This is a genomic window from Allobosea sp. GW821-FHT12C12, assembly GCF_058807355.1.
This window is the reverse complement of the sequence record NZ_JBXAQP010000015.1, coordinates 82,279-103,412: the sequence shown is the minus strand read 5'-3', so window position 1 is coordinate 103,412 and position 21,134 is coordinate 82,279. Positions and strand designations below refer to the sequence as shown.

The following is a 21,134-nucleotide window of genomic DNA, read 5'->3' as shown; positions in this document are numbered from 1 at the left end:
GCAAGGGCCGGCCCGGTTGCCTATCGCTCGCCTGACTTCGAGTGAAAGCAGGGGATCATGACCAAGCCGGGCCAGAACGGATTGACCTATGCCCAGGCCGGCGTCGATATCGACGCGGGCAACGCCATGGTCGACCAGATCAAGCCGCTGGTGCGCGCCACGCGCCGGCCGGGCGCGGATGCCGAGATCGGCGGCTTCGGCGGGCTGTTCGACCTGAAGGCGGCCGGCTTCAGCGATCCGATCCTGGTCGCGGCCAATGACGGCGTCGGCACCAAGGTCAGGATCGCGATCGAGAGCGGGCTGCATTCCACGATCGGGATCGACCTCGTGGCGATGTGCGTCAACGACCTGATCGTGCAGGGCGCGGAGCCCCTGCTCTTCCTCGACTACTACGCCACCGGCAAGCTCGATCCGAAGGTCGGCGTCGAGATCGTGCGCGGCATCGCCGATGGCTGCCGCCAGGCCGGCTGCGCGCTGATCGGCGGCGAGACGGCCGAGATGCCCGGCATGTATGCCGAGAAGGACTACGATCTCGCCGGCTTCGCCGTCGGCGCGGCCGAGCGCGGCACGCTGCTGCCGCGCGCCGGCCTCGTGCCTGGCGACGTCGTCTTCGGCCTGCCTTCCTCGGGCGTGCATTCCAACGGCTATTCGCTGGTGCGGCGCATCGTTTCGCTGAGCGGGCTGGCATGGGACGCCCCTGCCCCGTTCGCCCCGGAGGCCAGCCTCGCCGAGGCGCTGCTGATTCCGACGCGGATCTACGTGAAGCCTCTGCTGCGGGCGCTGCGGGCGACCGACGGCATCAAGGCGCTGGCCCACATCACCGGCGGCGGTTTCCCCGACAACATTCCGCGCGTGCTGCCCGACGGGCTCGGCGTCGCGCTCGACCTTCCCGCGATCCCCGTGCCGCCGGTCTTCGGCTGGCTCGCCGGCGTGGGCGGCGTCGCCGAGCGCGAGATGCTGCGCACCTTCAACTGCGGCATCGGCATGATCGTCGCGGCCGACGCGGCCAAGGCCGACGAGGTCGAGTCGGCGCTGACGGCCGCGGGCGAGGCTCCCGTGAGGCTGGGCGAGATCATTCCCGCGAGCGCCGGCGAGGAGCAGGTCTCCTATCGCGGCAAGCTCGGCCTGTGAGCACGCCCTCCCCGCGCCGGCGCACCGGCGTCCTGATCTCCGGGCGCGGCTCCAACATGGTGGCGCTGGCGCAGGCGGCGCAGGCGCCGGATTTCCCGGCCGAGATCGGGCTCGTCCTGTCGAACCGGCCCGACGCTGGCGGGCTCGAACGGGCTCGGGCGATGGGCATCGCGACAGCGATCGTCGATCATCGCGCCTTCGGCAAGGACCGCGAATCCTTCGAGCGCGCCATGGACGAGGCGTTGCGCGTCGAGCAGATCGAGCTGGTCGCGCTGGCCGGCTTCATGCGGATCATGACGCCCTGGTTCGTGCGGCGCTGGGAAGGCCGGATGATCAACATCCACCCGTCGCTGCTGCCGCTGTTCAAAGGCACGCACACGCATCGGCAGGCGCTGGAGGCCGGCGTCGCCGAACATGGCTGCAGCGTGCATTTCGTCGTGCCGGAACTCGACGCCGGCCCGGTCATCGCACAGGCGCGCGTGCCGGTGCTGCCGGGCGACGACGAGGACACGCTGGCGGAGCGCGTGCTGGCGCGGGAGCTGGTGCTCTATCCTCAGGCGCTGGCGGAGGTCGCTTCCGGGCGTGCGATGCTGGTCGACGGCGCGCTGCGGCGCTCCTGAGGCAGCTCGCAGGCCGCATTGGCGGCGCGGACCTCCTCCTCATTCTGCCAGCGCCGGAACAGGTCGGCCCGGCGCGCGGGATAGCGCTCGTCGCGGGCGACGAGATCGGTGATCCGATCCGTGCGGAAGTGGCGGAAGGCCTGACGCAGTTCGCACCAGGCGATGACGATGCGGACGCGGTCGTAGAAGGTCATCCCGATCGGCCAGATCATCCGGCGGGTCTCCTGCCCGGCCTCGTCGCGATAGCCGACATCGAGCTTGCGGCCGAGCCGGATCGCGGCGCGCACGGCCGCGACATCGACCTGGTCGGCCGGCAGGTCGCGGCCATAGACCGGGGCGAACAGCGCGCCGTCGAGCAGGATCGGCTTGAGATGCACCGGCAGCACCGCCGCGACCTTGCTGACGACGTCCTCGGCGGCACGCGCCAGCACCGGGTCCGCGCGCTCCGTCAGCCAGCGCATGCCGACCAGCACGGCCTCGATCTCGTCCGGCGACAGCATCAGCGGCGGCATGTCGAAGCCGGCGTCCAGCACATAGCCGATGCCGGCCTCGCCCCGCACGGGAACGCCCTGGCGGGCGAGCGCCGCGATGTCGCGATAGACGGTGCGCACCGAGACGTCGAGCTCGGCCGCGAGCGTGTCGGCCGTAACAGGCCGCCGCCGGCGGCGCAGCCCCTGGATCAGATCGAGCAATCGTTCGGCGCGCTGCATGTCGACACTTCCCAACCGGCTTGAGCCGAAGCACCATGACGCATCCTGCTGACAGATATTGGCAGCGGCGTGTCAGTAGGCTCCTCGTCATCGAGAGCGCAAGGGAAGTCCGTCATGATTGTCCTGCACAGCTTCGGCCCCTTTTTCGACCTGCCCGATCCGAGCCCGTTCTGCATCAAGGCGGATATCCTGCTGCAGATGTCGGGCCTGCCCTATCGACGGACCCGGGGCGACCTGCGCAAGGCGCCGAAAGGCAAGTTGCCGGTCATCGTCGACGAGGGCCGGACGATCGCCGATTCGAGCTTCATCCGCTTCCATCTCGAGGCGAAACACGGGATCGATTTCGACAAGGGGCTGAACCCCGAGCAGCGCGGCGTCGCCTGGGCGGTCGAGAAGATGCTGGAAGACCAGTTCTACTGGCTCGTGGTGAACGAGCGCTGGATGGACGACGCCAATTTCGCGCGTGGCCCGGCGCATTTCTTCAAGCCGGTTCCCGCCCCGCTGCGCCCGATCGTCGTCGCCATGATCAGGCGCAAGGTGAAGCGCAATCTGCACGGCCAGGGCATCGGCCGCCACAGCGACGCCGAACGGCTGGTCCTCGCAAAGCGCGCGCTGGGCGCGATCGCGGCGATCCTCGGCGAGAAATCCTATCTCGGCGGCGACGAGCCGGCTGGCGCGGACGCGACGCTCGGGGCCTTCATGATCAGCGGGGTCAGCCCGTTTTTCGACTCCGCGCTGCGCAGCGCGATCGAGGAACACTCCAGCCTCGTCGCCTATGCCGCGCGCATCAACGCGCGCTTCTATCCCGCCGAACCGGCAGCCGTCAGACCGGCCGCTTGAGCTTGCAGCGGTCGACGAAATCGAGGCCCTTGGCGCGGGCGCTGTCGTTGAAATAGCCTGTGTCGCGGAAAGCCTGGATCTCGTCCTTGCTCATCGCTTTGACCGTACCCTTGGCGTAGCAGCTGCATGGCGCATTCACCGCCTCGCGGGTCGTGCCCATCAGGCGCGACTGCGTCACCAGGCAGGCGTCGAAGGCGCGCAGCTGGATCATGTAGGGCGAAAGGTTCTTCGCCGTCGGATCCGGCGGCGGCAGGGCGCTGGTGCCGCTCGCCGCATGCGCCGCGACCGTGATCGCAAGAGAAACACCCGCGGCCAGAACAGCCGCACCCATCCGCCGCATCGTCATCTGTCCGCCGATCCCTAGAAAGCCATACCCGGCCATGGGGCATGATTCATGCCCGCGCCGCCCTGCGGATGGGCCACAGCGGCACCGAAAGGTCAAGCGTCACAACGTCTCAGGCGGCCCTGATCCAGACCTTGTTATCGTGGAAGGCCGCGCCGCCGAAGGGCGCGACCGCATCGGCCCCGGTGACGGTGTTGATGCCGCGGCCATGCCTGTGGGCGGCGTTGGGCCAGATCGACTCGGCGATGACGACGCCGCGCACCACGCCCTCGAACAGCACGGCATGGAGATGCACGCTGCCGCGCCGGTTGCCGATGACGACCTCCTGCCCGGCCGCGACGCCGAGCTGCGCCGCATCGTCGGGATGCAGCATCAGCGTCGGCCGGCCTTCCTTTTTCAGGGAGCCCGGCGTCTCGTTGAAGGTCGAGTTCAGGAAGCTGCGGGCCGGACTCGTCGCCAGCCGGAAGGGATGGCTCTCGTCGGCGCGCTCCAGCACGTCCCAGTAATCGGGCAGCGCCGGCATCGCCTCCCAGGGACCGACCGGACCGTCATTGGCGTTTGGCACCTTCGGCCAGTCCGGCCTGAAGCGGAATTTCTTGTCGCGATAGCCGAAGCCGTCGAGATAATGCGCCGTGCGATAATCCGGCTGCACATCATGGAAATCATTGGCGATCAGCTCGTCGAGCGTGCCGCGCCCGCTCTCGCGCAGGGTCCAGTCGACGATCTCGCGCGAGGTCATGGCGAAGCCGCGATGCCGCGCGCCGAGCCGGTCCGCGAGCGCGCAGACGACCTCGTGGTTCGAGCGGCATTCGCCCGGCGGATCGACCAGCCTGCCGCCCCACATGATGTGCTGGTGGCCGCCGCCCTGATAGAGGTCGTCATGCTCCATGAACTGCGTCGCCGGCAGCACGATGTCGGCCGCCGCGGCCGTCTCGGTCATGAACTGCTCGTGGACGACGGTGAACAGGTCGTCGCGCGCGAAACCCCGCTTGACCAGCTCCTGCTCTGGCGCGACCGAGACCGGGTTGGTGTTCTGGATGAACAATGCCTTGACCGGCCCCTTGTGGCGCAGCGCCTCGGCGTCGCCGGTCAGCACGCGGCCGATCTGCGACTGGTCGAGCTGACGGACCTCGCGGTCTGCGACGTCGAGCCCCTCGATCAGGGTCTTGCGCCATTTGTAGATGCCGCTGTTGCTGTGGAAGGCGCCGCCGCCCTCGTGCCGCCAGGCGCCCGTCACGGTCGGCACGCAGAGCGCCGCATGCATCGAGACCGCGCCGTTGCGCTGGCGGGCGAAACCGTAGCCGAGACGGAAGAAGCTGTTCTTGCGCGTGCCGACGAGCGCGGCGAATTCCTCGATCTCGGCGACGCTCAGACCCGTGATGGAAGCCGCCCATTCCGGCGTGCGGGTCTCGAGGTGCTCTTCGAGTTCGTCCGGCGCGTCGGTGTGCCGCGCCAGATAATCGCGGTCGGCGTGGCCGTCGCGGAAGAGGATGTGCATCACGCCGCAGGCGAGCGCGGCGTCGGTGCCGGGCCGCAGCACCAGCGCCAGATCGGCCTGGTCGAGCGTGGCGTTGCGGTAGATGTCGATCGCGACGATCTTCGCCCCGCGCGTCTTCCGCGCCTTGATGGCGTGGTGCATCACATTGACCTGCGTGTGCACGGCGTTCGTGCCCCAGATCACGACGCAGTCGGACTTGGCCATCTCGCGCGGATCGGGCCCGGCGAGCCGACCCGTGCCGGCGATGAAGCCGGTCCAGGCCATGGTGGTGCAGATCGTGGAATACTGGCCGGAGTATTTCTTCGCGTGGCGCAGCCGGTTGATGCCGTCGCGCATCACCAGCCCCATCGTGCCGGCATAGTAATAGGGCCAGACGGCCTCGGCGCCGTGCTCGGCCTCGATCGCGAGGAAGCGCCTGGCGATCTCGTCGAGCGCCTCGTCCCAGCCGACGCGCTCGAACTGTCCGGAGCCTTTCGGACCCGTGCGGCGCAGCGGGTGCGTCAGCCGGTCGGGATGGTGGATGCGCTCGGAATAGCGCGCGACCTTCGCGCAGATCACGCCGTCGGTGTAGCTCTGGCGCTTGCTGCCGCGCACGCGGCCGATGCTGCGGCCGTCGATGACCTCGACCTCGAGCGAGCAGGCCGAGGGGCAGTCATGCGGGCAGACGGACGGCAGATGCGCGACGCGCGGCAGTTCGGTCATGGGAGGATCCTCGGGCGCCAGTCGTGCCGCGCCGCGGCGCGGCGGTCAATCCCGCCGACGTCAACCCGGGGTTAACGCTAACGCTTCAGAGTGCCTGGATCGGCCATGGCGCAAGCCTGTGGCCAACGTATCCGGAGTTTGTGCGCCTATGCGTTGCGTCGCGTTTCTCCTCGGCCTCGTGGCCGGGCTCGTCCTGGCGTCGCCGAACCGGGCCCTGGCCCAGTCGAGCGAGTATACGCAGCTCACTTCGCCTGCATCCGCGCAGAACTGGCACCTGACGCTGGGCGCGGGCCTGCGCTACCAGCCAGATTACGCCGGCTCGAACGACTACGTCTTCCGGCCGCGCCCGATCATCTCGCTCGGCAAGGGCATCAAGAGCACCTGGTGGTCGGCCGAGGACGACGCGCTCTCGATCGGCTTCTTCTCCGGCACGGCCTGGCGGGTCGGCTTCTCCGGCAACCTGCTCTGGGAGCGCAAGGCCAGCACCAATCCCGCGCTGATCGGCGTGCCCAACACCAAGTTCGGGGCCGAGGCCGGCGGCTTCGTCGAGTTCTATCCGGCGTCCTGGCTCAGGGCGCGGGCCGATCTGCGCCGCGGCTTCGTCGCCCATGACGCGCTCGTCGCCGATTTCAAGCTCGACGCCTTCACGCGCATCGGACAGGCCTGGAGCATCGGCGCCGGGCCGCGCATGAGCGTGGTCGGGGCCGACTATGTCCGCACCTATTTCGGCCCGAATCCGGGGCTTGCCGGCATGGGCGGCCTGCTGCAGCGCTACAATGCCGGGGTCCATTCGGTCGGCGCGCTCGCGCAGGTCACCTATCACTGGAGCGAAAAACTCTCGACCACGGCCTATGTCGAGTACAAGCGCCTCGTCGGCGACGCGGCCAAGGCGCCGATCGTGCGGACCTTCGGCTCGCGCGACTCGGTCACGCTCGGGATCTCGGCGAGCTACGCCTTCGATCTCGGCTTCTGACACGGGCCGAAGCCAAAAAAAGGGCGGCCCGCAAGGACCGCCCTCGAAGCCGGGTGGCGAGGCCGATCAGCCGACGATCTCATTCCCGGAGAAGAACTGCGCGATCTCGATCGCGGCGGTCTCTGGCGCATCCGAGCCGTGGACGGTGTTCTCGCCGACCGACTGGGCGAAGAGCTTGCGGATGGTGCCCTCTGCGGCGTTGGCCGGGTTGGTCGCGCCCATCGCGTCGCGATAGGCGAAGATCGCGTTCTCTCCTTCCAGCACCTGCACGACGACCGGGCCCGAGGTCATGAACGCGACGAGCTCGCCGAAGAACGGCCGCGCCGCGTGGACCGCATAGAAGGTCTCGGCCTGGTCCTTGGTCATCCGGATGCGCTTCTGGGCGACGATGCGCAGGCCGGCCTTCTCGATCACCGCGTTGACCGCGCCGGTCAGGTTGCGCCTGGTCGCGTCGGGCTTGAGAATGGAAAAGGTACGCTGGACAGCCATCGGTCGATCCTTGGGGATTTCGTGCGGGAATCGGCGCGCTCATAGCAGCCGCCTCCCCGCCCCACAAGGCTTGCAGGATCCGATGAGTTGCCGGGGCCCGACCCGCTCAGTGGCGGGTCAGGAAGGCGCGGGCCTCGCGCAGCGCCCTGGCGAGCTGCTCGGCGGTCATCTCCAACGCCAGCTCCTGGCGATGGGCGGCGGCCTGGCGACAGCCGCGGGCCAGAGCCACGTTGAACCAGGTCTGGGCCGCGACGAGGTCGACCGGGGCGGCGCGCCCCGCCGCATACATCAGCCCGAGCTGGTAATAGGCCTCGGCCGAGGTCTCGCTCGGGACCGTCAGCGAAGCGGGGATCGCGCTCATTTCCATGCGTGCCATGACAAACCACCCTGTCCTGTTGTCGCCGGCCACCCGTCCAAGGCCCCGGTCCGTGAGGACGAGATTTGGCCGCGGTCCTTAAAGGCGACGCTAAAAATCGCGATGAATCGAAGCTCAACGATGTCTAATCGAGCGGTTAAAGCAAGGATCGATTCAGCGTCCGCGGGCGAATAAGCTAACGATTTCAACGCGCTTCTGGCATCGGCCCTCAACCCGCCATTGACGGGGCGTTCACCTTGCGGAACGGCCGGCCCGATTCATCCCGCCGTGACGGCGGCTTGAAGCGCGCGCGATCTCCGATATGGTTCACATCAGAACCATGCAGCACAGCGTGGTCACAACGCGGGAGGATGCCGATGTCCGGAACTTCGACCATGCTGAAGGGCGCGCTCGTCGCGCTCGGCTTCCTGACGGCAGGCGCCGCGACGCCGGCCTTCGCGCAGGACGTCACGGGCACCTGGCTGCGCGACACCGGCGCCTCGCGGGTGCGCTTCGCCAAATGCGGCGAGGCGATGTGCGGCACGCTGGCCTGGCTCAAGGACACCAACGGCCCGGCCAAGGTCGGCCAGCGCATCTTCTACGACATGAAGCCCGACGGCGCGGGCAAGTGGAAGGGCAGCGCCTTCAACCCGGAGGACGGCAAGACCTATTCCGGCACGATGACCTTGTCAGGCGACAGCCTGACGACCTCGGGCTGCGTCATGGGCGGGCTGATCTGCCGCTCGGTGAAGTGGGCGCGGTCGAATTAGGCGGCAGGAAGCGGGCAGTAGGCGGCCGCAGGCGAGAGGCGACCGCCGACCGCCTGCCGACTGCCCTCTACCGCGCCTTCTGCCCGAACAGGATCGCCCTCTCCTCGGGCGTGCGGATGCCGCCCGTGCGCAGCTCCTCGGCGACCTTGAGCCCGCGCGCCACGGCCGGGCGCGCCTTCATCGTCTCGATCCAGCGCGCGACGTTCGGGAACTGCCCGATGTCCTGGCCCTGCCGCTCCCAGCCCAGCGCCCAGCCGATGCAGGCCATATCGGCGATCGAATACCCGCCGCAGATGTAGTCGCGGCCGTCGAGCCGCTTGTTCAGCACGCCATAGAGCCGGTTAGCCTCGTTCGTGTAGCGCTCGACCGCATAGGGGATCCGTTCGGGCGCATAGAGCCGGAAGTGATGGGTCTGGCCGAGCATCGGGCCGAAACCGCCCATCTGCCAGAACAGCCATTCGTCGACCGCGACGCGGCCGCGCTCGTCGGCCGGATAGAACTGTCCGGTCTTGCGGCCGAGATATTGCAGGATCGCGCCGGATTCGAAGACCGAGATCGGCTTGCCGTCCGGGCCTTCCGGATCGACGATCGCCGGCATGCGGTTGTTCGGCGAGATCGCCAGGAACTCCGGCTTGAACTGGTCGCCCTTGCCGATATTGACTGGGATCATGGTGTAGGGCAGCCCGCACTCCTCCAGCATGATCGTGATCTTCCAGCCGTTCGGCGTGGGCCAGTAATACAGGTCTATCGGCTTGGTCTGGCTGGCAGGCATGGCGCTGGTCCTGTCGCGTTTGAGAGTGCCGGGCGCAGATGTAGGCCGGGCCACCCCGCCCCGAAAGGGCCGCGATCCGCGAGCCGCGCGGGCTCGCCATGTCGCGACGGGCGATGAGCGCTTGTCTTCCGCCATGAATTCGGCCGAGACTGCACGATCGGCCGGGCGACCTACGGACTGAGCCCGTCGCCCCGCGCCGGTTGCCTGAGGATCACCGCCATGCGCCTTCACCTCCTCGCCGCCGCCTGCGCGCTCGCGCTCGCCCTGCCCGCCGCCGCCCAGACCAATCCGCTGCAGCAACGACCGTCCGCGCCGGCACGCACCGCGCCCGCGACCACGGCCGCCCCGGCCGCTCCCGCCACCGAGGCGACGAAGCCCAAGCGCGCGCGTTCCGAGGCGCAGCTCAAGAACGACAACCGCCTGCGCGCCTGCGGCGCGGAATGGCGCGCCAACAAGGCCGACCTGACCAAGAAGGGCTACAACTGGATCAAGTACTCGACCGAGTGCCGCAAGCGCCTCGCCGCGCAGGGTCAGTGAGCGAGCGGCCGGAGCGTCGGTAGCCGGCGCTCCGGTCACACGGTGATCTTGAAGCCCTCATGGCTCTGCTCGAAGCCGAGAGTGCGGTAGAAGCGGTGCGCGTCGACGCGGCTCTTGTTCGAGGTGAGCTCGACCAGCCCCGCGCCGCGCTCCTTGGCGAAGTCCACCGCGGCGGCCACCATCCGCGCGCCGATGCCGAGGCCACGGCTTTCCGGCGCGACATGGACGCTCTCGATCTTGGCGCGCCTGCGTCCGCGCGCGGCGATGCCGGGAATCAGCGTGAGCTGGAAGGTGCCGAGCACGCGACCCGCCTTCTCGGCCACGAAGAGATGGTTGGCGGGGCTGGCCTCGATCTCGTCGAAGGCGAGCAGATGATCGGGATGGGCGGCCTCGGCCTCGATCTCGGCCGGGCTCAGGGTCTGGCTCGACGCGCCGTGCAGGATCAGCGCCGCGATCCGCGCCACATCCTCGCGCGTGGCCTCGCGGATGACGATCTCGCCCGCATCGATCTTCCCGCTCATGCCGCGCCCCGTCAGATTGTTGCGAGACGCGGCTCTATCAGACCAGCTCAGGGAACGGAACGATCGTCGACGTGACGATCGTCGCCGTCGCGTCGGCCGCCGCCCGCGTCACTCCGCGAACAGCCGCTTCGCCATCATCAGCGTGTTGGGCGTGTCGTCGCGGCCGTCGAAGCGCGCCTGGCGCTGCAGGAAGAAGCCCATGCGCTCGTAGAAGGCGATCGCCGGCTCGTTCTGGCTCTCGACCTCGAGCCGCGCCACCGGGGCCCGCGGAAAGCAGGCGAGCGTCACCTGCAGCAGGGTCCGGCCGATGCCGACGCCCTGGCGCGGCGGCAGGACGTAGAGCCTCGTCAGCAGCGCCGCCCGGTCCGGCTCCAGCCGGGCCGAGGACGTGGCGATGATCTCCGCGCCGATCAGCCCGACGAGAAACGCTCCGCCTTCGCGGCCGAGCTGCGCGGAGAGGTTCTCCAGCGAATGCCAGGCATTGGTGATCTCGGCGACGCGCCGCCAGCCGTAGATGCCGTCATAGGTGGCGTGCCAGGTCTCGACCAGCATGGCCCGGACCGCCGGCAGGTCGGCGGCCTCGGCGTCGCGGATGATGAGACCGCCGATCGTCACTCGATCCCGAGCTTGGCTTTGAGGATGTCGTTCAGCGCCTGCGGGTTGGCCTTGCCGCCGGACGCCTTCATCGCCTGGCCGACGAACCAGCCGAGCATGGTCGGCTTGGCCTTGACCTGCTCGACCTTGTCGGGATTGGCCGCGATCAGCGCGTCGACCGCCTTCTCGATCGCGCCCGTATCGGTGACCTGCTTCATGCCCCGCGCCTCGACGATCTGGCGCGGATCGCCGCCCTCGGACCACAATATCTCGAACAGATCCTTGGCGATGCGCCCCGAGATGACGCCCTCCCCGATCAGGTCGACCAGCCCGCCGAGCTGGGCGGCGGAGACCGGCGAGGTCGTGACGTCTCCACCCTCCTTGTTCAGGCGGCCGAAGAGTTCGTTGATGACCCAGTTGGCGGCGGCCTTGCCGTCGCGGCCTTTCGCGACCGCCTCGAAGTAATCCGCCTGCTCGCGCTCCGCCACCAGCACCGAGGCGTCATAGGGCGACAAGCCATACTCCGCGATGAAGCGGGCCTTCTTGGCGTCGGGCAGCTCCGGCAGATGCGTCCTCAGCCCGGCGACGAAGGCATCGTCGAATTCGAGCGGCAGCAGGTCGGGATCGGGGAAATAGCGGTAGTCATGCGCCTCTTCCTTGGAGCGCATGGCGCGCGTCTCGCCCTTGCCGGGGTCGTAGAGCCGCGTCTCCTGGTCGATCGCGCCGCCATCCTCCAGGATGCCGATCTGGCGGCGCGCCTCGGTCTCGACCGCCTGGCCGATGAAGCGGATCGAGTTGACGTTCTTGATCTCGCAGCGCGTGCCGAGCTCGGCGCCGGGCCTGCGCACCGAGACGTTGACGTCGGCGCGCAGATTGCCCTTCTCCATGTCGCCGTCGCAGGTGCCGAGATAGCGCAGGATGGTCCGCAACTTCGTGACATAGGCCTTGGCCTCGTCGGCCGAGCGCAGATCGGGCTTGGAGACGATCTCCATCAGCGCCACGCCCGAGCGGTTGAGGTCGACGAAGGACATGGTCGGGTGCTGGTCGTGGATCGACTTGCCGGCGTCCTGCTCCAGATGCAGCCGCTCGATGCCGACCGTGATCTGCTCGGTCGGCGAGAGATCGACGACGATCTCGCCCTCGCCGACGATCGGGCTCTTGTACTGGCTGATCTGGTAGCCCTGCGGCAGGTCGGGATAGAAATAGTTCTTGCGGTCGAAGACCGAGCGGTTGTTGATCCGGGCGTTGAGGCCCAGCCCCGTCCGGACGGCCTGGCGCACGCATTCGGCGTTGATCACCGGCAGCATGCCGGGCATCGCCGCGTCGACCAGGCTGACATGGGCGTTGGGCTCGGCGCCGAAGGCGGTCGCCGCGCCGGAGAACAGCTTTGCGTTGGAGGTGACCTGGGCATGGATCTCCATGCCGATCACCACCTCCCAGTCGCCGGTCGCGCCCCTGATCAGCTTCTTCGGGTCGGCGGGACGGACATGCGGGTTCATCGAACTCTTCCGGATGCAAAATCTGGCACACGGGTTACGATTTCGCCGCGCCGGCGGCAAGCGGCTGTTGCTCTCCTGTCACCTTGTGGCGAAATCTGGCCTATCGTGCCGCCGCTGCGTCATAGTGTCGAGTGATGGATCTTGACAATCGTCAGCTCCGGGACCTTCTTGCATCCACGGCCGGAACCCCGCCAGGGTTGCGCTGGCCCCCCGTATCCGGAGTTCCGACATGTCGAACCGCCTTGCGAAAGGTCTGGCCCGCGCCGCATGGCTGAGCGCGCTCACCCTGACGGGGGGCGCGGCCATCGCCCAGGGCGGCCCGCCGCCCGCGCCGCCGGTCCAGGTCGCGGCTCCGCTGGCCAAGCGCGTCACCAACTGGGACGAATACACCGGCCGCTTCGAGGCGAGCGAGCAGGTCGAGGTGCGCGCCCGCGTCTCCGGCTTCCTGGATTCGCTGCATTTCCGCGACGGCCAGCTGGTCAAGAAGGGCGATCTGCTCTTCACCATCGACCAGCGGCCCTACCAGCTCTCCGTCGACGCGGCGCGCGCCGAGGTCGCCCGCGCCAAGGCGCAGGTCGAGCTGACGCAGAGCGAGGTCGAGCGCGCCGAGGCGCTGACGCAGAACCGCACCATCACCGCCCGCGACATCGACCAGCGCCGCGCCAACCTCAACAGCGCGCTCGGCTCGCAGCAGGGCGCCGAGGCCAATCTCAAGACGGCCGAGCTGAATCTGGAGTGGACGCAGGTGCGCGCGCCGCTGAGCGGCCGCATCTCGAACCGCCGCGTCGACCCCGGCAACCTGATCGCCGGCGGCCAGTCGGGCGCGACGCTGCTGACCACGATCGTCGCCAGCGACCCGATCTACTTCGTCTTCGACGCGTCGGAGGCCGACTATCTGCGCTATACCCGACTGACCGCCGATCTGCGGAAACTGGTGGGGCGGGAGGAAGGCACGCCGGCCCAGGTCAGGCTCTCGGACGAGACGGCCTGGAAGCGCGACGGCAAGATCGACTTCATCGACAATGCGCTCAACGCGCGCTCCGGCACGATCCGCGGTCGCGCCGTGTTCGGGAACCCGGATCAGTTCCTGACGCCGGGCACGTTCGGGCGCGTGCGCGTCCGCGCCGGCCAGGCCGATGCGCTGCTCGTGCCCGACGCGGTGATCGTGTCGGACCAGGCGAGCAAGATCGTGCTGACGGTGGGGGCCGACAACAAGGTCGTGCCGAAGCCGGTGACCCTGGGCCAGATCAGCGATGGCCTGCGGGTCATCGCCAGCGGGCTGACCAAGGACGACAAGGTCGTGGTGAACGGGCTCGCCAACCCCATGGTCCGCCCCGGCGCGACCGTCACGCCGCAGCCCGGCGAGATCAAGGTCGCGACGAACTGACGGCCTGACGACACGCGCATCCCAGAATGGACGCGGACGGCCCTTGCCGTCCGCCCTGCCCTCCCGGCCAGGACCAGATCATGTTCCGCTTCGCCCATTTCTTCATCGACCGGCCGATCTTCGCGACCGTGCTGTCGGTTCTCCTGACGATCGCCGGCGCGATCGCGCAGCGCAGCCTGCCGATCGCCGAATATCCGGAGATCGCGCCGCCGACCGTCACGATCACCGCGACCTATCCGGGCGCCTCCGCGGAGGTCGTCGCCTCGACCGTCGCCGCGCCGATCGAGCAGGAGGTCAACGGCGTCGACGACATGCTCTACATCTCGTCGCAGTCGACCGGCGACGGGCGCGTCACGATCAACGTCGTGTTCAAGGCCGGCACCGATGTCGATCAGGCCCAGGTGCTGGTGCAAAACCGCGTCTCGGCGGCCGAACCGCGCCTGCCGCAGGACGTGCGCACGCTCGGCCTGCAGGTCCGCAAGGCCTCGCCCGACTTCCTGATGGTCATCCACATGCTGTCGCCGGACGGCTCGCGCGACCAGCAATACGTCTCGAACTACACGACGCTGAACGTGAAGGACGTGCTCACCCGCGTCGACGGCGTCGGCAACGTGCAGGTCTTCGGCGCGCGCGACTACTCGATGCGGGTCTGGCTCGATCCGGCCAAGGTCGCGTCCCGCAACCTGACGGCCGGCGACGTGATCACGGCGATCCGCGCGGCCAACGTCCAGGTCGCCGCCGGCGCGATCAACCAGCCGCCGGCGAAGTCCGACAGCGCCTTCCAGCTGTCGGTCAACACGCTTGGCCGCCTGACCAGCGTCGACGAATTCTACAACATCGTCGTGCGCGCCGACGCCAATGGCGGCACCGTCCGCGTCCGCGACATCGCCCGCGTCGAGCTCGGCGCGCAGGATTATCTGTCGAACTCCTATCTCGACAACAAGGAAGCGGTCGCGATCGCCGTCTTCCAGCGCCCCGGCTCGAACGCCCTGACGACGGCCGACACGCTGATCAAGACGATGCAGGGGCTGTCGAAGAACTTTCCCTCCGGCGTCCAGCACACGATCGTCTACAACCCGACGGAGTTCATCTCGGAATCGGTCTCGGCCGTGGTGACGACGCTGTTCGAGGCGGTCGTTCTCGTCGTCATCGTCGTGATCCTGTTCCTGCAGACCTGGCGCGCCGCGATCATCCCGATCATCGCGATCCCGGTCTCGCTGGTCGGCACCTTCCTGGTGATGAGCGCCGTCGGCATCTCCTTCAACACGATCTCGCTGCTGGCGCTTGTGCTCGCCATCGGCATCGTCGTCGACGACGCGATCGTCGTGGTCGAGAATGTCGAGCGCTATCTCGCCCAGGGCATGAGCGCCAGGGAGGCCGCGCACAAGACCATGGACGAGGTCGGCGGCGCATTGCTGGCGATCGCGCTCGTGCTCTGCGCCGTGTTCATCCCGACCGCATTCATCACAGGACTGCAGGGCACCTTCTACCAGCAGTTCGCGGTGACGATCGCGGCCTCGACCATGATCTCCTGCTTCGTCTCGCTGACCCTGTCGCCGGCGCTCTCTGCGATCCTGCTGAAGCCGCACAGCCATGAGAAGCCCAAGGGCTTCCTCGCGGCGCTGGGCGCGCCGCTGCGCTGGTTCTTCAAGTATTTCAACAAGGCGTTCGACTGGCTCTCGCGCAGCTTCGGCTGGGCCACCGCGCGCCTGATCCGCTTCAGCGTCGTGATGCTGCTGGTCTACGCCGCGCTGATCGCCGTCGCCGGCCAGCGTCTCGCCGCGATCCCGACAGGGCTCGTCCCGCAGCTCGACCGCGGCTATTTCATCGCCGTCATCCAGTTGCCGGCCGGCTCCTCGCTGCCGCGAACCGACGAGGTCATGCGCCGGGCGACGGAGATGCTGCTGAAGCGGCCGGGCGTCGCTCACGTCGTCGGCTTCGCCGGACTCGACGGCGCGACCTTCACGCTCGCGCCCAATGCCGGCGTGATGTTCGTCACGCTCTCGGACTTCAAGGAGCGGGCCAAGGCGGGCCTCACCACGCAGGGCATGCTGGGAGATCTCCGCACGCAGCTCTTCCAGATTCCCGAAGCCTTCGCGCTTGTGATCGAGCCTCCGGCCGTGCCGGGCATCGGCACCGGCGGCGGTCTCAAGGGCTATGTCCAGGATCGCAGCGGCCGCGGCCTCTCCGCGCTCGAGGGCGCGACCTGGGCCGTGGCCGGCGCGTCCGGACAATCTCCCGGCATCCAGCAGCCCTTCACGCTGTTCTCGACCAAGACGCCGCAGATCTTCGCAGATATCGACCGGACCAAGGCGGAGATGCTGGGCGTGCCGGTGACGCGGGTGTTCGAGACGCTGTCGGTCTATATGGGCTCGGCCTATGTCAACGACTTCAACATCCTCGGTCGCACCTTCCGGGTGACGGCGCAGGCCGACAACCCTTTCCGGCTCGACATTCGCGACGTCGCCGCCCTGAAGACGCGCAACGCCGATGGCGAGATGGTGCCGATCGGCTCCGTCGCGACGTTTTCCGACACCACCGGCGCCTATCGCGTGCCGCGCTACAATCTCTATCCGGCGGCGGAGGTGCAGCTCTCGATGGCGCGCGGCTTCTCGACCGGCCAGGGCATCAAGGCGGTGGAGGAGATCGCGGGCAAGGTGCTGCCGGCCGGTTTCGGCTTCGAATGGACCGAGATCGCGCTGCAGGAAAAGCTCGCCGGCAACACCGCGATCATCGCCTTCGGCCTCGCCGTCGTCTTCGTCTTCCTGCTGCTGGCGGCTCTCTACGAAAGCTGGACCCTGCCGCTCGCCGTCATCCTGATCGTGCCGATGTGCATCCTCGCGGCGATGATCGGGGTCGGCTACCAGGGCTTCGACCGCAACGTTCTGGTCGATATCGGCCTCGTCGTGCTGGTCGGCCTGGCGGCGAAGAACGCGATCCTGATCGTCGAGTTCGCCAAGCAGGCGGAAGAGGAAGGCATGAGCCGGCGCGAGGCCGCCATCGCCGCCGCCAAGACACGGCTGCGGCCGATCCTGATGACCTCGCTCGCCTTCATCCTCGGCGTGCTGCCGCTGACGATCTCGATCGGCGCCGGCGCGGAGATGCGCCAGGTGCTCGGCGTCGCGGTGTTCTCGGGGATGATCGGCGTGACGCTGTTCGGGCTGATCTTCACGCCGGTCTTCTACGTCGTCGTGCGCTGGCTCGCCGGGCTCTTCGAGAAGAAGCCCGATCAGGCCTCGGCAGACGCCAAGCCGGCCGCGCGCTGAGCCTGTCCCTTCTTCCCCACGGGCAGGAAAGGATTCACCACCACTTCTCCCCGACCGAAAACCGCCCGGCCGCCTGCTCGATCACTTCGCCGAGCGCGAACAGCGTCTCCTCGTCGAAGGGCTTTCCGATCAGCTGCAGGCCCAGCGGCAGGCCCTGCGCATCCAGCCCCGCCGGCACGGCGATGCCCGGCAGGCCGGCCATGTTCACCGTCACCGTGAAGATGTCGTTGAGATACATCTCGACCGGATCGGACGAGCCCTTCTCGCCGATGCCGAAGGCGGCGGACGGCGTCGCCGGCGTCAACACCGCGTCGACCCCGGCGGCGTAGGCCTCGTCGAAATCGCGCTTGATCAGGGTCCGGACCTTCTGGGCGCGCAGGTAATAGGCGTCGTAGTAGCCGGCCGAGAGCACATAGGCGCCGATCATGATGCGGCGCTTGACCTCGGCCCCGAAGCCCCCGGCGCGGGTCTTCTCGTACATGTCGACGATGTCGCGGCCGCCCTCGCGCAGTCCGTAGCGCACGCCGTCATAGCGGGCGAGGTTGGAGGAGGCCTCGGCCGGGGCGACGATGTAATAGGCCGGCAGGGCGTATTTCGTATGCGGCAGGGAGATGTCGAGAATCTCCGCGCCGGCCGCCTTCAGCCAACCGACCCCCTGCCGCCAGAGCGCCTCGATCTCGGGCGACATGCCGTCGAGACGGTATTCCTTCGGGATGCCGATCTTCATGCCCTTCACGGAGCGGCCGACGGCCTTCTCGTAATCCGGCACGGGCAGGTCCGCCGAGGTCGTGTCCTTCGGATCGTGGCCTGCCATCGAGCGCAGCATCACGGCGCAGTCACGGACCGTCTTGCCGATCGGCCCGGCCTGGTCGAGCGAGGAGGCGAAGGCGACGATGCCCCAGCGCGAGCAGCGGCCATAGGTCGGCTTGATCCCGACCGTGCCGGTGAAGGCGGCGGGCTGGCGGATCGAGCCGCCGGTGTCGGTCGCGGTCGCGGCGAGGCACAGGCCCGCGGCCACGGCCGAGGCCGAGCCGCCCGACGAGCCGCCGGGCACGAGATGCGCGCCCTCGACCGCGCCCCCGCCTCCCGCCCCGACATTCGAGCCCTTGCGCCGCCAGGGATTGACGACATTGCCGAAGGCGGAGGTCTCGTTCGACGAACCCATGGCGAATTCGTCGTTGTTGAGCTTGCCGAGCATGACCGCGCCGTCGCGCCAGAGCTGGCTCGACACGGTCGACTCATAGGGCGGCACGAAGTCGCCGAGGATCTTCGAGCAGGCGGTGGTGCGAACCCCTTGCGTCGCGAACAGGTCCTTGATGCCGAGCGGCAGGCCCTCGAGCGGACCGCCCTCGCCCTTCGCGAGCTTTTCGTCCGAGGCAGCCGCCTGCCTCAGCGCATGCTCCGGGGTTTCCAGAACATAGGCGTTGAGCGCGCGCGCCCGCTCGGCGGCGGCGATGTGGGCCGCCGTCAGCTCGGTCGCCGAGAAGGTTTTCGCCTCGAGGCCGTCGCGGGCTTCGGTCAGCGTCAGGCTGGTCAGGTCGGTCACGTTGGGCATCCGGCGGTTGTATGGGCGGTCAAATCGTCACCCGTCATGCGGGGAGCGAAGGCGACGAAGGAGGGCGCCGGGCGAAACACTGGATTGCTTCGCTGCGCTCGCATGACGGCGACGCTTATTCGATCACCTTCGGCACCATGAAGTAGTTGTCGTCCGAGGCGGGCGCGTTGGCGACGATCCGGTCGGCGATCTCGCCATCGGTGACGACATCCTCGCGCTGCTTCATCGCCATCGGCGTGACCGAGGTCATCGGCTCGACGCCCGCGACATCGACTTCGTTCAACTGCTCGACGAAGCCGAGGATGGCGTTGAGCTCGCCCTGGAGCCTGGGCAGGTCGGCCTCTGGCACGGCGATGCGCGCCAGATGCGCGACACGTCTGACGGTGGCGAGATCGACCGACATGGCGGGCTCCTGAAAAGGTCTGCGGCGCAATGCGCCGGTTGTGGTCAGGGCTATAAGCGCCGCGTCACGCACTCGCAAGAAGCCGGCTCCGGCGCGATCGGGCAAGTCGACAACCGCCGGGCGCGCGTGCAGGCTTCCGCGTAGTGAACGTTCCGGAATCAGCCATGACCGATGCCAGCCGCGCCTCCGCAAAAACCCTCGCCCGCCGGATCGCGCAGGGGCGCGGCGACGAGCCGGCCGATCTCGTGATCAGGGGCGCGAGACTGCTCGACCTCGTCACCGGCGATCGCGTCGAGACCGACATCGCGCTCTGCGGCGACACCATCGTCGGCACGCATGGCCGCTACGAGGGCAAGGCCGAGTTCGACGCCTCCGGACTGATCGCGGCGCCCGGCTTCATCGACACCCATCTCCACGTCGAATCCTCGCTGGTGACGCCGCTCGAGTTCGAGCGTTGCGTCCTGCCCCACGGCGTCACCACCGCGATCTGCGATCCGCACGAGATCGCAAACGTGCTCGGCACGGAGGGTATCCGCTATTTCCTCGACTGCGCCGAGGCGATGCGGATGGACCTGCGCGTCCAGCTCTCGAGCTGCGTGCCGGCGACGCATCTGGAGACCAGCGGGGCGACGCTCAAGGCCGCCGATCTCGTCGCGCTGATGGATCATCCCAAGGTGATCGGGCTCGCCGAGTTCATGAATTTTCCCGGCCTGCTGGCACGCGAATCCGGCTGCCTCGCCAAGCTCGCGGCATTCTCGCACAGCCATATCGACGGCCACGCGCCGCTGGTGCGGGGTCTGGACCTGAACGGCTACCTCGCCGCCGGCATCCGCACCGACCACGAGACGACGACGGAGGACGAGGCCCGCGAAAAGCTGCGGCAGGGCATGGCGATCCTGATCCGCGAGGGCTCGGTCTCGAAGGACCTGCACGCGCTGATCCCGCTGATCACCCGCGACGCCTCGCCCTTCCTCGGCTTCTGCACCGACGACCGCAATCCGCTCGACATCGCCGAGGAAGGCCATCTCGACCACATGATCCGCACCGCGATCGCGCATGGAGCGGACGTGCTCGCGACCTATCGCGTCGCGACGCTCTCGGCGGCGCGCAATTTCGGCCTGTTCGACCGCGGCTTCATCGGCCCGGGCAAGCGCGCCGACATCGTGCTGCTCGACGATCTCGAAGGCTGCTCGGTCCGGGAGGTCTTCGCCGGCGGCAGGCTGGTCGAGGACAAGCTGTTCAAGGGTCGCAAGCAGGTGGTGGCGGTCGGCCATGGTAGCGTGAAGAGCCATCCGCTGACGCCGCAGGATTTCGTCGCGAAGGCGCGCGAGGGCGAGACGCCGGTGATCGGCGTCGTGCCCGGCCGGATCATCACCGAACGGCTCGCGATGACGCTGCCCGCGCGGGACGGGCAGGCCCTGCCCGATCTGGCGCAGGACGCCGTCAGGGTCACGGTGATCGAGCGGCATGGCCGCAGCGGCGGCATCGCGTCCGGCTTCGTCCACGGCTTCGGCATGCGGCGCGGCGCGATCGCCTCCTCGGTCGGCCATGACAGCCACAACCTCTGCGTCGTCGGCGTCGACGAGGCCTCGATGGCCGCGGCCGCCAACCGGCTGATCGCGACCGGCGGCGGCTTCGCCGTCGCCGAGGACGGGGCGGTCGTCGCCGAATTGGCCCTGCCCGTAGCCGGGCTGATGAGCGAACAGCCTTTCGAGGCGGTCCGCTTCGCGCTGGAGGAATTGCGCCAGGCCGCCGAGGGCCTCGGCGTCGTGCTTGCCGAGCCCTTCCTGCAGGTCGCCTTCCTGACCCTGCCGGTGATCCCGCATCTCAAGATCACCGACAAGGGGCTGGTCGATGTCGACGCGTTCGACTTCCTCTGACTGTCCCGCCCCCGTATCGCGTGCTAAAATCGGCCATCTCGACACTGGAGGTCCGCGATGGATGACCCCAGCACGACGATGACCGTTACCCTCGGCGATCTGGCCGAAATGTCGAGCAGCGTATCCGCTCGGGCGAGTACGACTCCGCAAGCGAGGTCGTGCGTGCGGGGCTCGAGGCGCTGGAACGCGAAGAGCGCGCTTTCAATGCGGTGTTGAAGGAAAAAGTCGAGGAGGCGCTCGCCGATCCGCGGCCCTGGATTCCGGCAGATCAAGTTTTTGCAGGTTAAGA

At 68.3% G+C, this 21,134-nt stretch carries 21 protein-coding genes; 10 read left to right on the top strand and 11 right to left on the bottom strand.

Annotation, left to right across the window (positions count from 1 at the left end):
- The first annotated feature begins 57 nt into the window (after positions 1-57).
- Both purM and purN read left to right on the top strand, forming a co-directional pair.
- The gene (gene purM, locus AC1RRW_RS18965; RefSeq protein WP_492902773.1) at positions 58-1,131 is read left to right on the top strand and encodes a phosphoribosylformylglycinamidine cyclo-ligase; all 1,074 of its coding nucleotides are present in this window, start codon (positions 58-60) and stop codon (positions 1,129-1,131) included.
- Positions 1,128-1,751 (top strand): phosphoribosylglycinamide formyltransferase, encoded by a 624-nt coding sequence (purN, locus tag AC1RRW_RS18960; RefSeq protein ID WP_492902771.1) that lies wholly within the window; start codon positions 1,128-1,130, stop codon positions 1,749-1,751. The genes purM and purN overlap by 4 nt, the downstream gene beginning before the upstream one ends.
- Here the strand turns inward: purN and AC1RRW_RS18955 are convergent.
- Positions 1,685-2,461 (bottom strand): helix-turn-helix transcriptional regulator, encoded by a 777-nt coding sequence (locus AC1RRW_RS18955; RefSeq protein ID WP_492902770.1) that lies wholly within the window; start codon positions 2,459-2,461, stop codon positions 1,685-1,687. The genes purN and AC1RRW_RS18955 overlap by 67 nt on opposite strands.
- Before the next feature lie 114 nt (positions 2,462-2,575).
- Between AC1RRW_RS18955 and AC1RRW_RS18950 the strand changes: the two genes are divergently transcribed.
- Positions 2,576-3,301, top strand: coding sequence for a glutathione S-transferase family protein (locus AC1RRW_RS18950; RefSeq protein ID WP_492902768.1), 726 nt, complete (start codon positions 2,576-2,578; stop codon positions 3,299-3,301).
- On the opposite strand, the gene AC1RRW_RS18945 is transcribed toward AC1RRW_RS18950, so the two are convergent.
- Both AC1RRW_RS18945 and AC1RRW_RS18940 read right to left on the bottom strand, forming a co-directional pair.
- The gene (locus AC1RRW_RS18945) at positions 3,285-3,647 is read right to left on the bottom strand and encodes a hypothetical protein (RefSeq protein ID WP_492902766.1); all 363 of its coding nucleotides are present in this window, start codon (positions 3,645-3,647) and stop codon (positions 3,285-3,287) included. The two genes, AC1RRW_RS18950 and AC1RRW_RS18945, sit on opposite strands and share 17 nt — an antisense overlap.
- 109 nt (positions 3,648-3,756) lie before the next feature.
- On the bottom strand, positions 3,757-5,844 hold the full coding sequence (locus tag AC1RRW_RS18940) for a molybdopterin-containing oxidoreductase family protein (protein ID WP_492902765.1): 2,088 nt from the start codon (positions 5,842-5,844) through the stop codon (positions 3,757-3,759).
- Between the two features lie 148 nt (positions 5,845-5,992).
- Between AC1RRW_RS18940 and AC1RRW_RS18935 the strand changes: the two genes are divergently transcribed.
- Positions 5,993-6,817: a MipA/OmpV family protein gene (locus tag AC1RRW_RS18935; RefSeq protein WP_492902764.1), complete on the top strand. Its 825-nt coding sequence runs from the start codon at positions 5,993-5,995 to the stop codon at positions 6,815-6,817.
- A 66-nt stretch (positions 6,818-6,883) separates the two neighbouring features.
- On the opposite strand, the gene ndk is transcribed toward AC1RRW_RS18935, so the two are convergent.
- Positions 6,884-7,306, bottom strand: a complete 423-nt coding sequence (gene ndk, locus AC1RRW_RS18930; protein ID WP_492902762.1) for a nucleoside-diphosphate kinase — start codon at positions 7,304-7,306, stop codon at positions 6,884-6,886.
- 106 nt (positions 7,307-7,412) lie between these two features.
- On the bottom strand, positions 7,413-7,682 hold the full coding sequence (locus tag AC1RRW_RS18925) for a sel1 repeat family protein (RefSeq protein ID WP_492902760.1): 270 nt from the start codon (positions 7,680-7,682) through the stop codon (positions 7,413-7,415).
- 356 nt (positions 7,683-8,038) lie between these two features.
- Here AC1RRW_RS18925 and AC1RRW_RS18920 point away from each other — a divergent pair, with 356 nt between their 5' ends.
- Complete coding sequence (locus AC1RRW_RS18920) at positions 8,039-8,431, top strand: DUF2147 domain-containing protein (protein ID WP_492902759.1); 393 nt, start codon at positions 8,039-8,041, stop codon at positions 8,429-8,431.
- 67 nt (positions 8,432-8,498) lie between these two features.
- On the opposite strand, the gene AC1RRW_RS18915 is transcribed toward AC1RRW_RS18920, so the two are convergent.
- Positions 8,499-9,203, bottom strand: a complete 705-nt coding sequence (locus AC1RRW_RS18915) for a glutathione S-transferase N-terminal domain-containing protein (RefSeq protein WP_492902758.1) — start codon at positions 9,201-9,203, stop codon at positions 8,499-8,501.
- A 219-nt stretch (positions 9,204-9,422) separates the two neighbouring features.
- Between AC1RRW_RS18915 and AC1RRW_RS18910 the strand changes: the two genes are divergently transcribed.
- On the top strand, positions 9,423-9,740 hold the full coding sequence (locus AC1RRW_RS18910; protein ID WP_492902757.1) for a hypothetical protein: 318 nt from the start codon (positions 9,423-9,425) through the stop codon (positions 9,738-9,740).
- A gap of 35 nt (positions 9,741-9,775) precedes the next feature.
- Here the strand turns inward: AC1RRW_RS18910 and AC1RRW_RS18905 are convergent, their stop codons facing one another.
- The 3 genes from AC1RRW_RS18905 to gatB form a co-directional block, all read right to left on the bottom strand.
- Positions 9,776-10,261, bottom strand: coding sequence for a GNAT family N-acetyltransferase (locus AC1RRW_RS18905; protein ID WP_492902756.1), 486 nt, complete (start codon positions 10,259-10,261; stop codon positions 9,776-9,778).
- 108 nt (positions 10,262-10,369) lie between these two features.
- A complete protein-coding gene (locus AC1RRW_RS18900) occupies positions 10,370-10,876 on the bottom strand; it encodes a GNAT family N-acetyltransferase (protein WP_492902754.1) in 507 nt (168 codons plus the stop codon).
- Positions 10,873-12,354, bottom strand: coding sequence for an Asp-tRNA(Asn)/Glu-tRNA(Gln) amidotransferase subunit GatB (gene gatB, locus AC1RRW_RS18895; RefSeq protein ID WP_492902752.1), 1,482 nt, complete (start codon positions 12,352-12,354; stop codon positions 10,873-10,875). The genes AC1RRW_RS18900 and gatB overlap by 4 nt, the downstream gene beginning before the upstream one ends.
- 229 nt (positions 12,355-12,583) lie before the next feature.
- Between gatB and AC1RRW_RS18890 the strand changes: the two genes are divergently transcribed.
- Entirely contained in the window at positions 12,584-13,741 is a 1,158-nt protein-coding gene (locus AC1RRW_RS18890) for an efflux RND transporter periplasmic adaptor subunit (protein WP_492902750.1), read from the top strand.
- 80 nt (positions 13,742-13,821) lie between these two features.
- Complete coding sequence (locus AC1RRW_RS18885; RefSeq protein WP_492902748.1) at positions 13,822-17,007, top strand: efflux RND transporter permease subunit; 3,186 nt, start codon at positions 13,822-13,824, stop codon at positions 17,005-17,007.
- A gap of 34 nt (positions 17,008-17,041) precedes the next feature.
- On the opposite strand, the gene gatA is transcribed toward AC1RRW_RS18885, so the two are convergent.
- Together gatA and gatC are read right to left on the bottom strand one after the other, a co-directional pair.
- A complete protein-coding gene (gene gatA, locus AC1RRW_RS18880; protein WP_492902746.1) occupies positions 17,042-18,553 on the bottom strand; it encodes an Asp-tRNA(Asn)/Glu-tRNA(Gln) amidotransferase subunit GatA in 1,512 nt (503 codons plus the stop codon).
- A 124-nt stretch (positions 18,554-18,677) separates the two neighbouring features.
- On the bottom strand, positions 18,678-18,965 hold the full coding sequence (gatC, locus tag AC1RRW_RS18875) for an Asp-tRNA(Asn)/Glu-tRNA(Gln) amidotransferase subunit GatC (protein ID WP_492902744.1): 288 nt from the start codon (positions 18,963-18,965) through the stop codon (positions 18,678-18,680).
- Positions 18,966-19,129: 164 nt separating this feature from the next.
- Between gatC and ade the strand changes: the two genes are divergently transcribed.
- Entirely contained in the window at positions 19,130-20,845 is a 1,716-nt protein-coding gene (gene ade / locus AC1RRW_RS18870) for an adenine deaminase (protein WP_492902743.1), read from the top strand.
- A gap of 158 nt (positions 20,846-21,003) precedes the next feature.
- Entirely contained in the window at positions 21,004-21,132 is a 129-nt protein-coding gene (locus AC1RRW_RS18865) for an antitoxin PaaA2 family protein (protein WP_492902741.1), read from the top strand.
- Positions 21,133-21,134 lie beyond the last annotated feature (2 nt).

Coding starts and splice junctions, on each gene's coding strand:
- purM (WP_492902773.1), top strand. CDS start 58: ATGACCAAGCCGGGCCAGAACGGATTGACCTATGCCCAGGCCGGCGTC.
- AC1RRW_RS18955 (WP_492902770.1), bottom strand. CDS start 2,461: ATGCAGCGCGCCGAACGATTGCTCGATCTGATCCAGGGGCTGCGCCGC.
- AC1RRW_RS18950 (WP_492902768.1), top strand. CDS start 2,576: ATGATTGTCCTGCACAGCTTCGGCCCCTTTTTCGACCTGCCCGATCCG.
- AC1RRW_RS18945 (WP_492902766.1), bottom strand. CDS start 3,647: ATGACGATGCGGCGGATGGGTGCGGCTGTTCTGGCCGCGGGTGTTTCT.
- AC1RRW_RS18940 (WP_492902765.1), bottom strand. CDS start 5,844: ATGACCGAACTGCCGCGCGTCGCGCATCTGCCGTCCGTCTGCCCGCAT.
- AC1RRW_RS18935 (WP_492902764.1), top strand. CDS start 5,993: ATGCGTTGCGTCGCGTTTCTCCTCGGCCTCGTGGCCGGGCTCGTCCTG.
- ndk (WP_492902762.1), bottom strand. CDS start 7,306: ATGGCTGTCCAGCGTACCTTTTCCATTCTCAAGCCCGACGCGACCAGG.
- AC1RRW_RS18925 (WP_492902760.1), bottom strand. CDS start 7,682: ATGGCACGCATGGAAATGAGCGCGATCCCCGCTTCGCTGACGGTCCCG.
- AC1RRW_RS18920 (WP_492902759.1), top strand. CDS start 8,039: ATGTCCGGAACTTCGACCATGCTGAAGGGCGCGCTCGTCGCGCTCGGC.
- AC1RRW_RS18915 (WP_492902758.1), bottom strand. CDS start 9,203: ATGCCTGCCAGCCAGACCAAGCCGATAGACCTGTATTACTGGCCCACG.
- AC1RRW_RS18910 (WP_492902757.1), top strand. CDS start 9,423: ATGCGCCTTCACCTCCTCGCCGCCGCCTGCGCGCTCGCGCTCGCCCTG.
- AC1RRW_RS18905 (WP_492902756.1), bottom strand. CDS start 10,261: ATGAGCGGGAAGATCGATGCGGGCGAGATCGTCATCCGCGAGGCCACG.
- gatB (WP_492902752.1), bottom strand. CDS start 12,354: ATGAACCCGCATGTCCGTCCCGCCGACCCGAAGAAGCTGATCAGGGGC.
- AC1RRW_RS18890 (WP_492902750.1), top strand. CDS start 12,584: ATGTCGAACCGCCTTGCGAAAGGTCTGGCCCGCGCCGCATGGCTGAGC.
- AC1RRW_RS18885 (WP_492902748.1), top strand. CDS start 13,822: ATGTTCCGCTTCGCCCATTTCTTCATCGACCGGCCGATCTTCGCGACC.
- gatC (WP_492902744.1), bottom strand. CDS start 18,965: ATGTCGGTCGATCTCGCCACCGTCAGACGTGTCGCGCATCTGGCGCGC.
- ade (WP_492902743.1), top strand. CDS start 19,130: ATGACCGATGCCAGCCGCGCCTCCGCAAAAACCCTCGCCCGCCGGATC.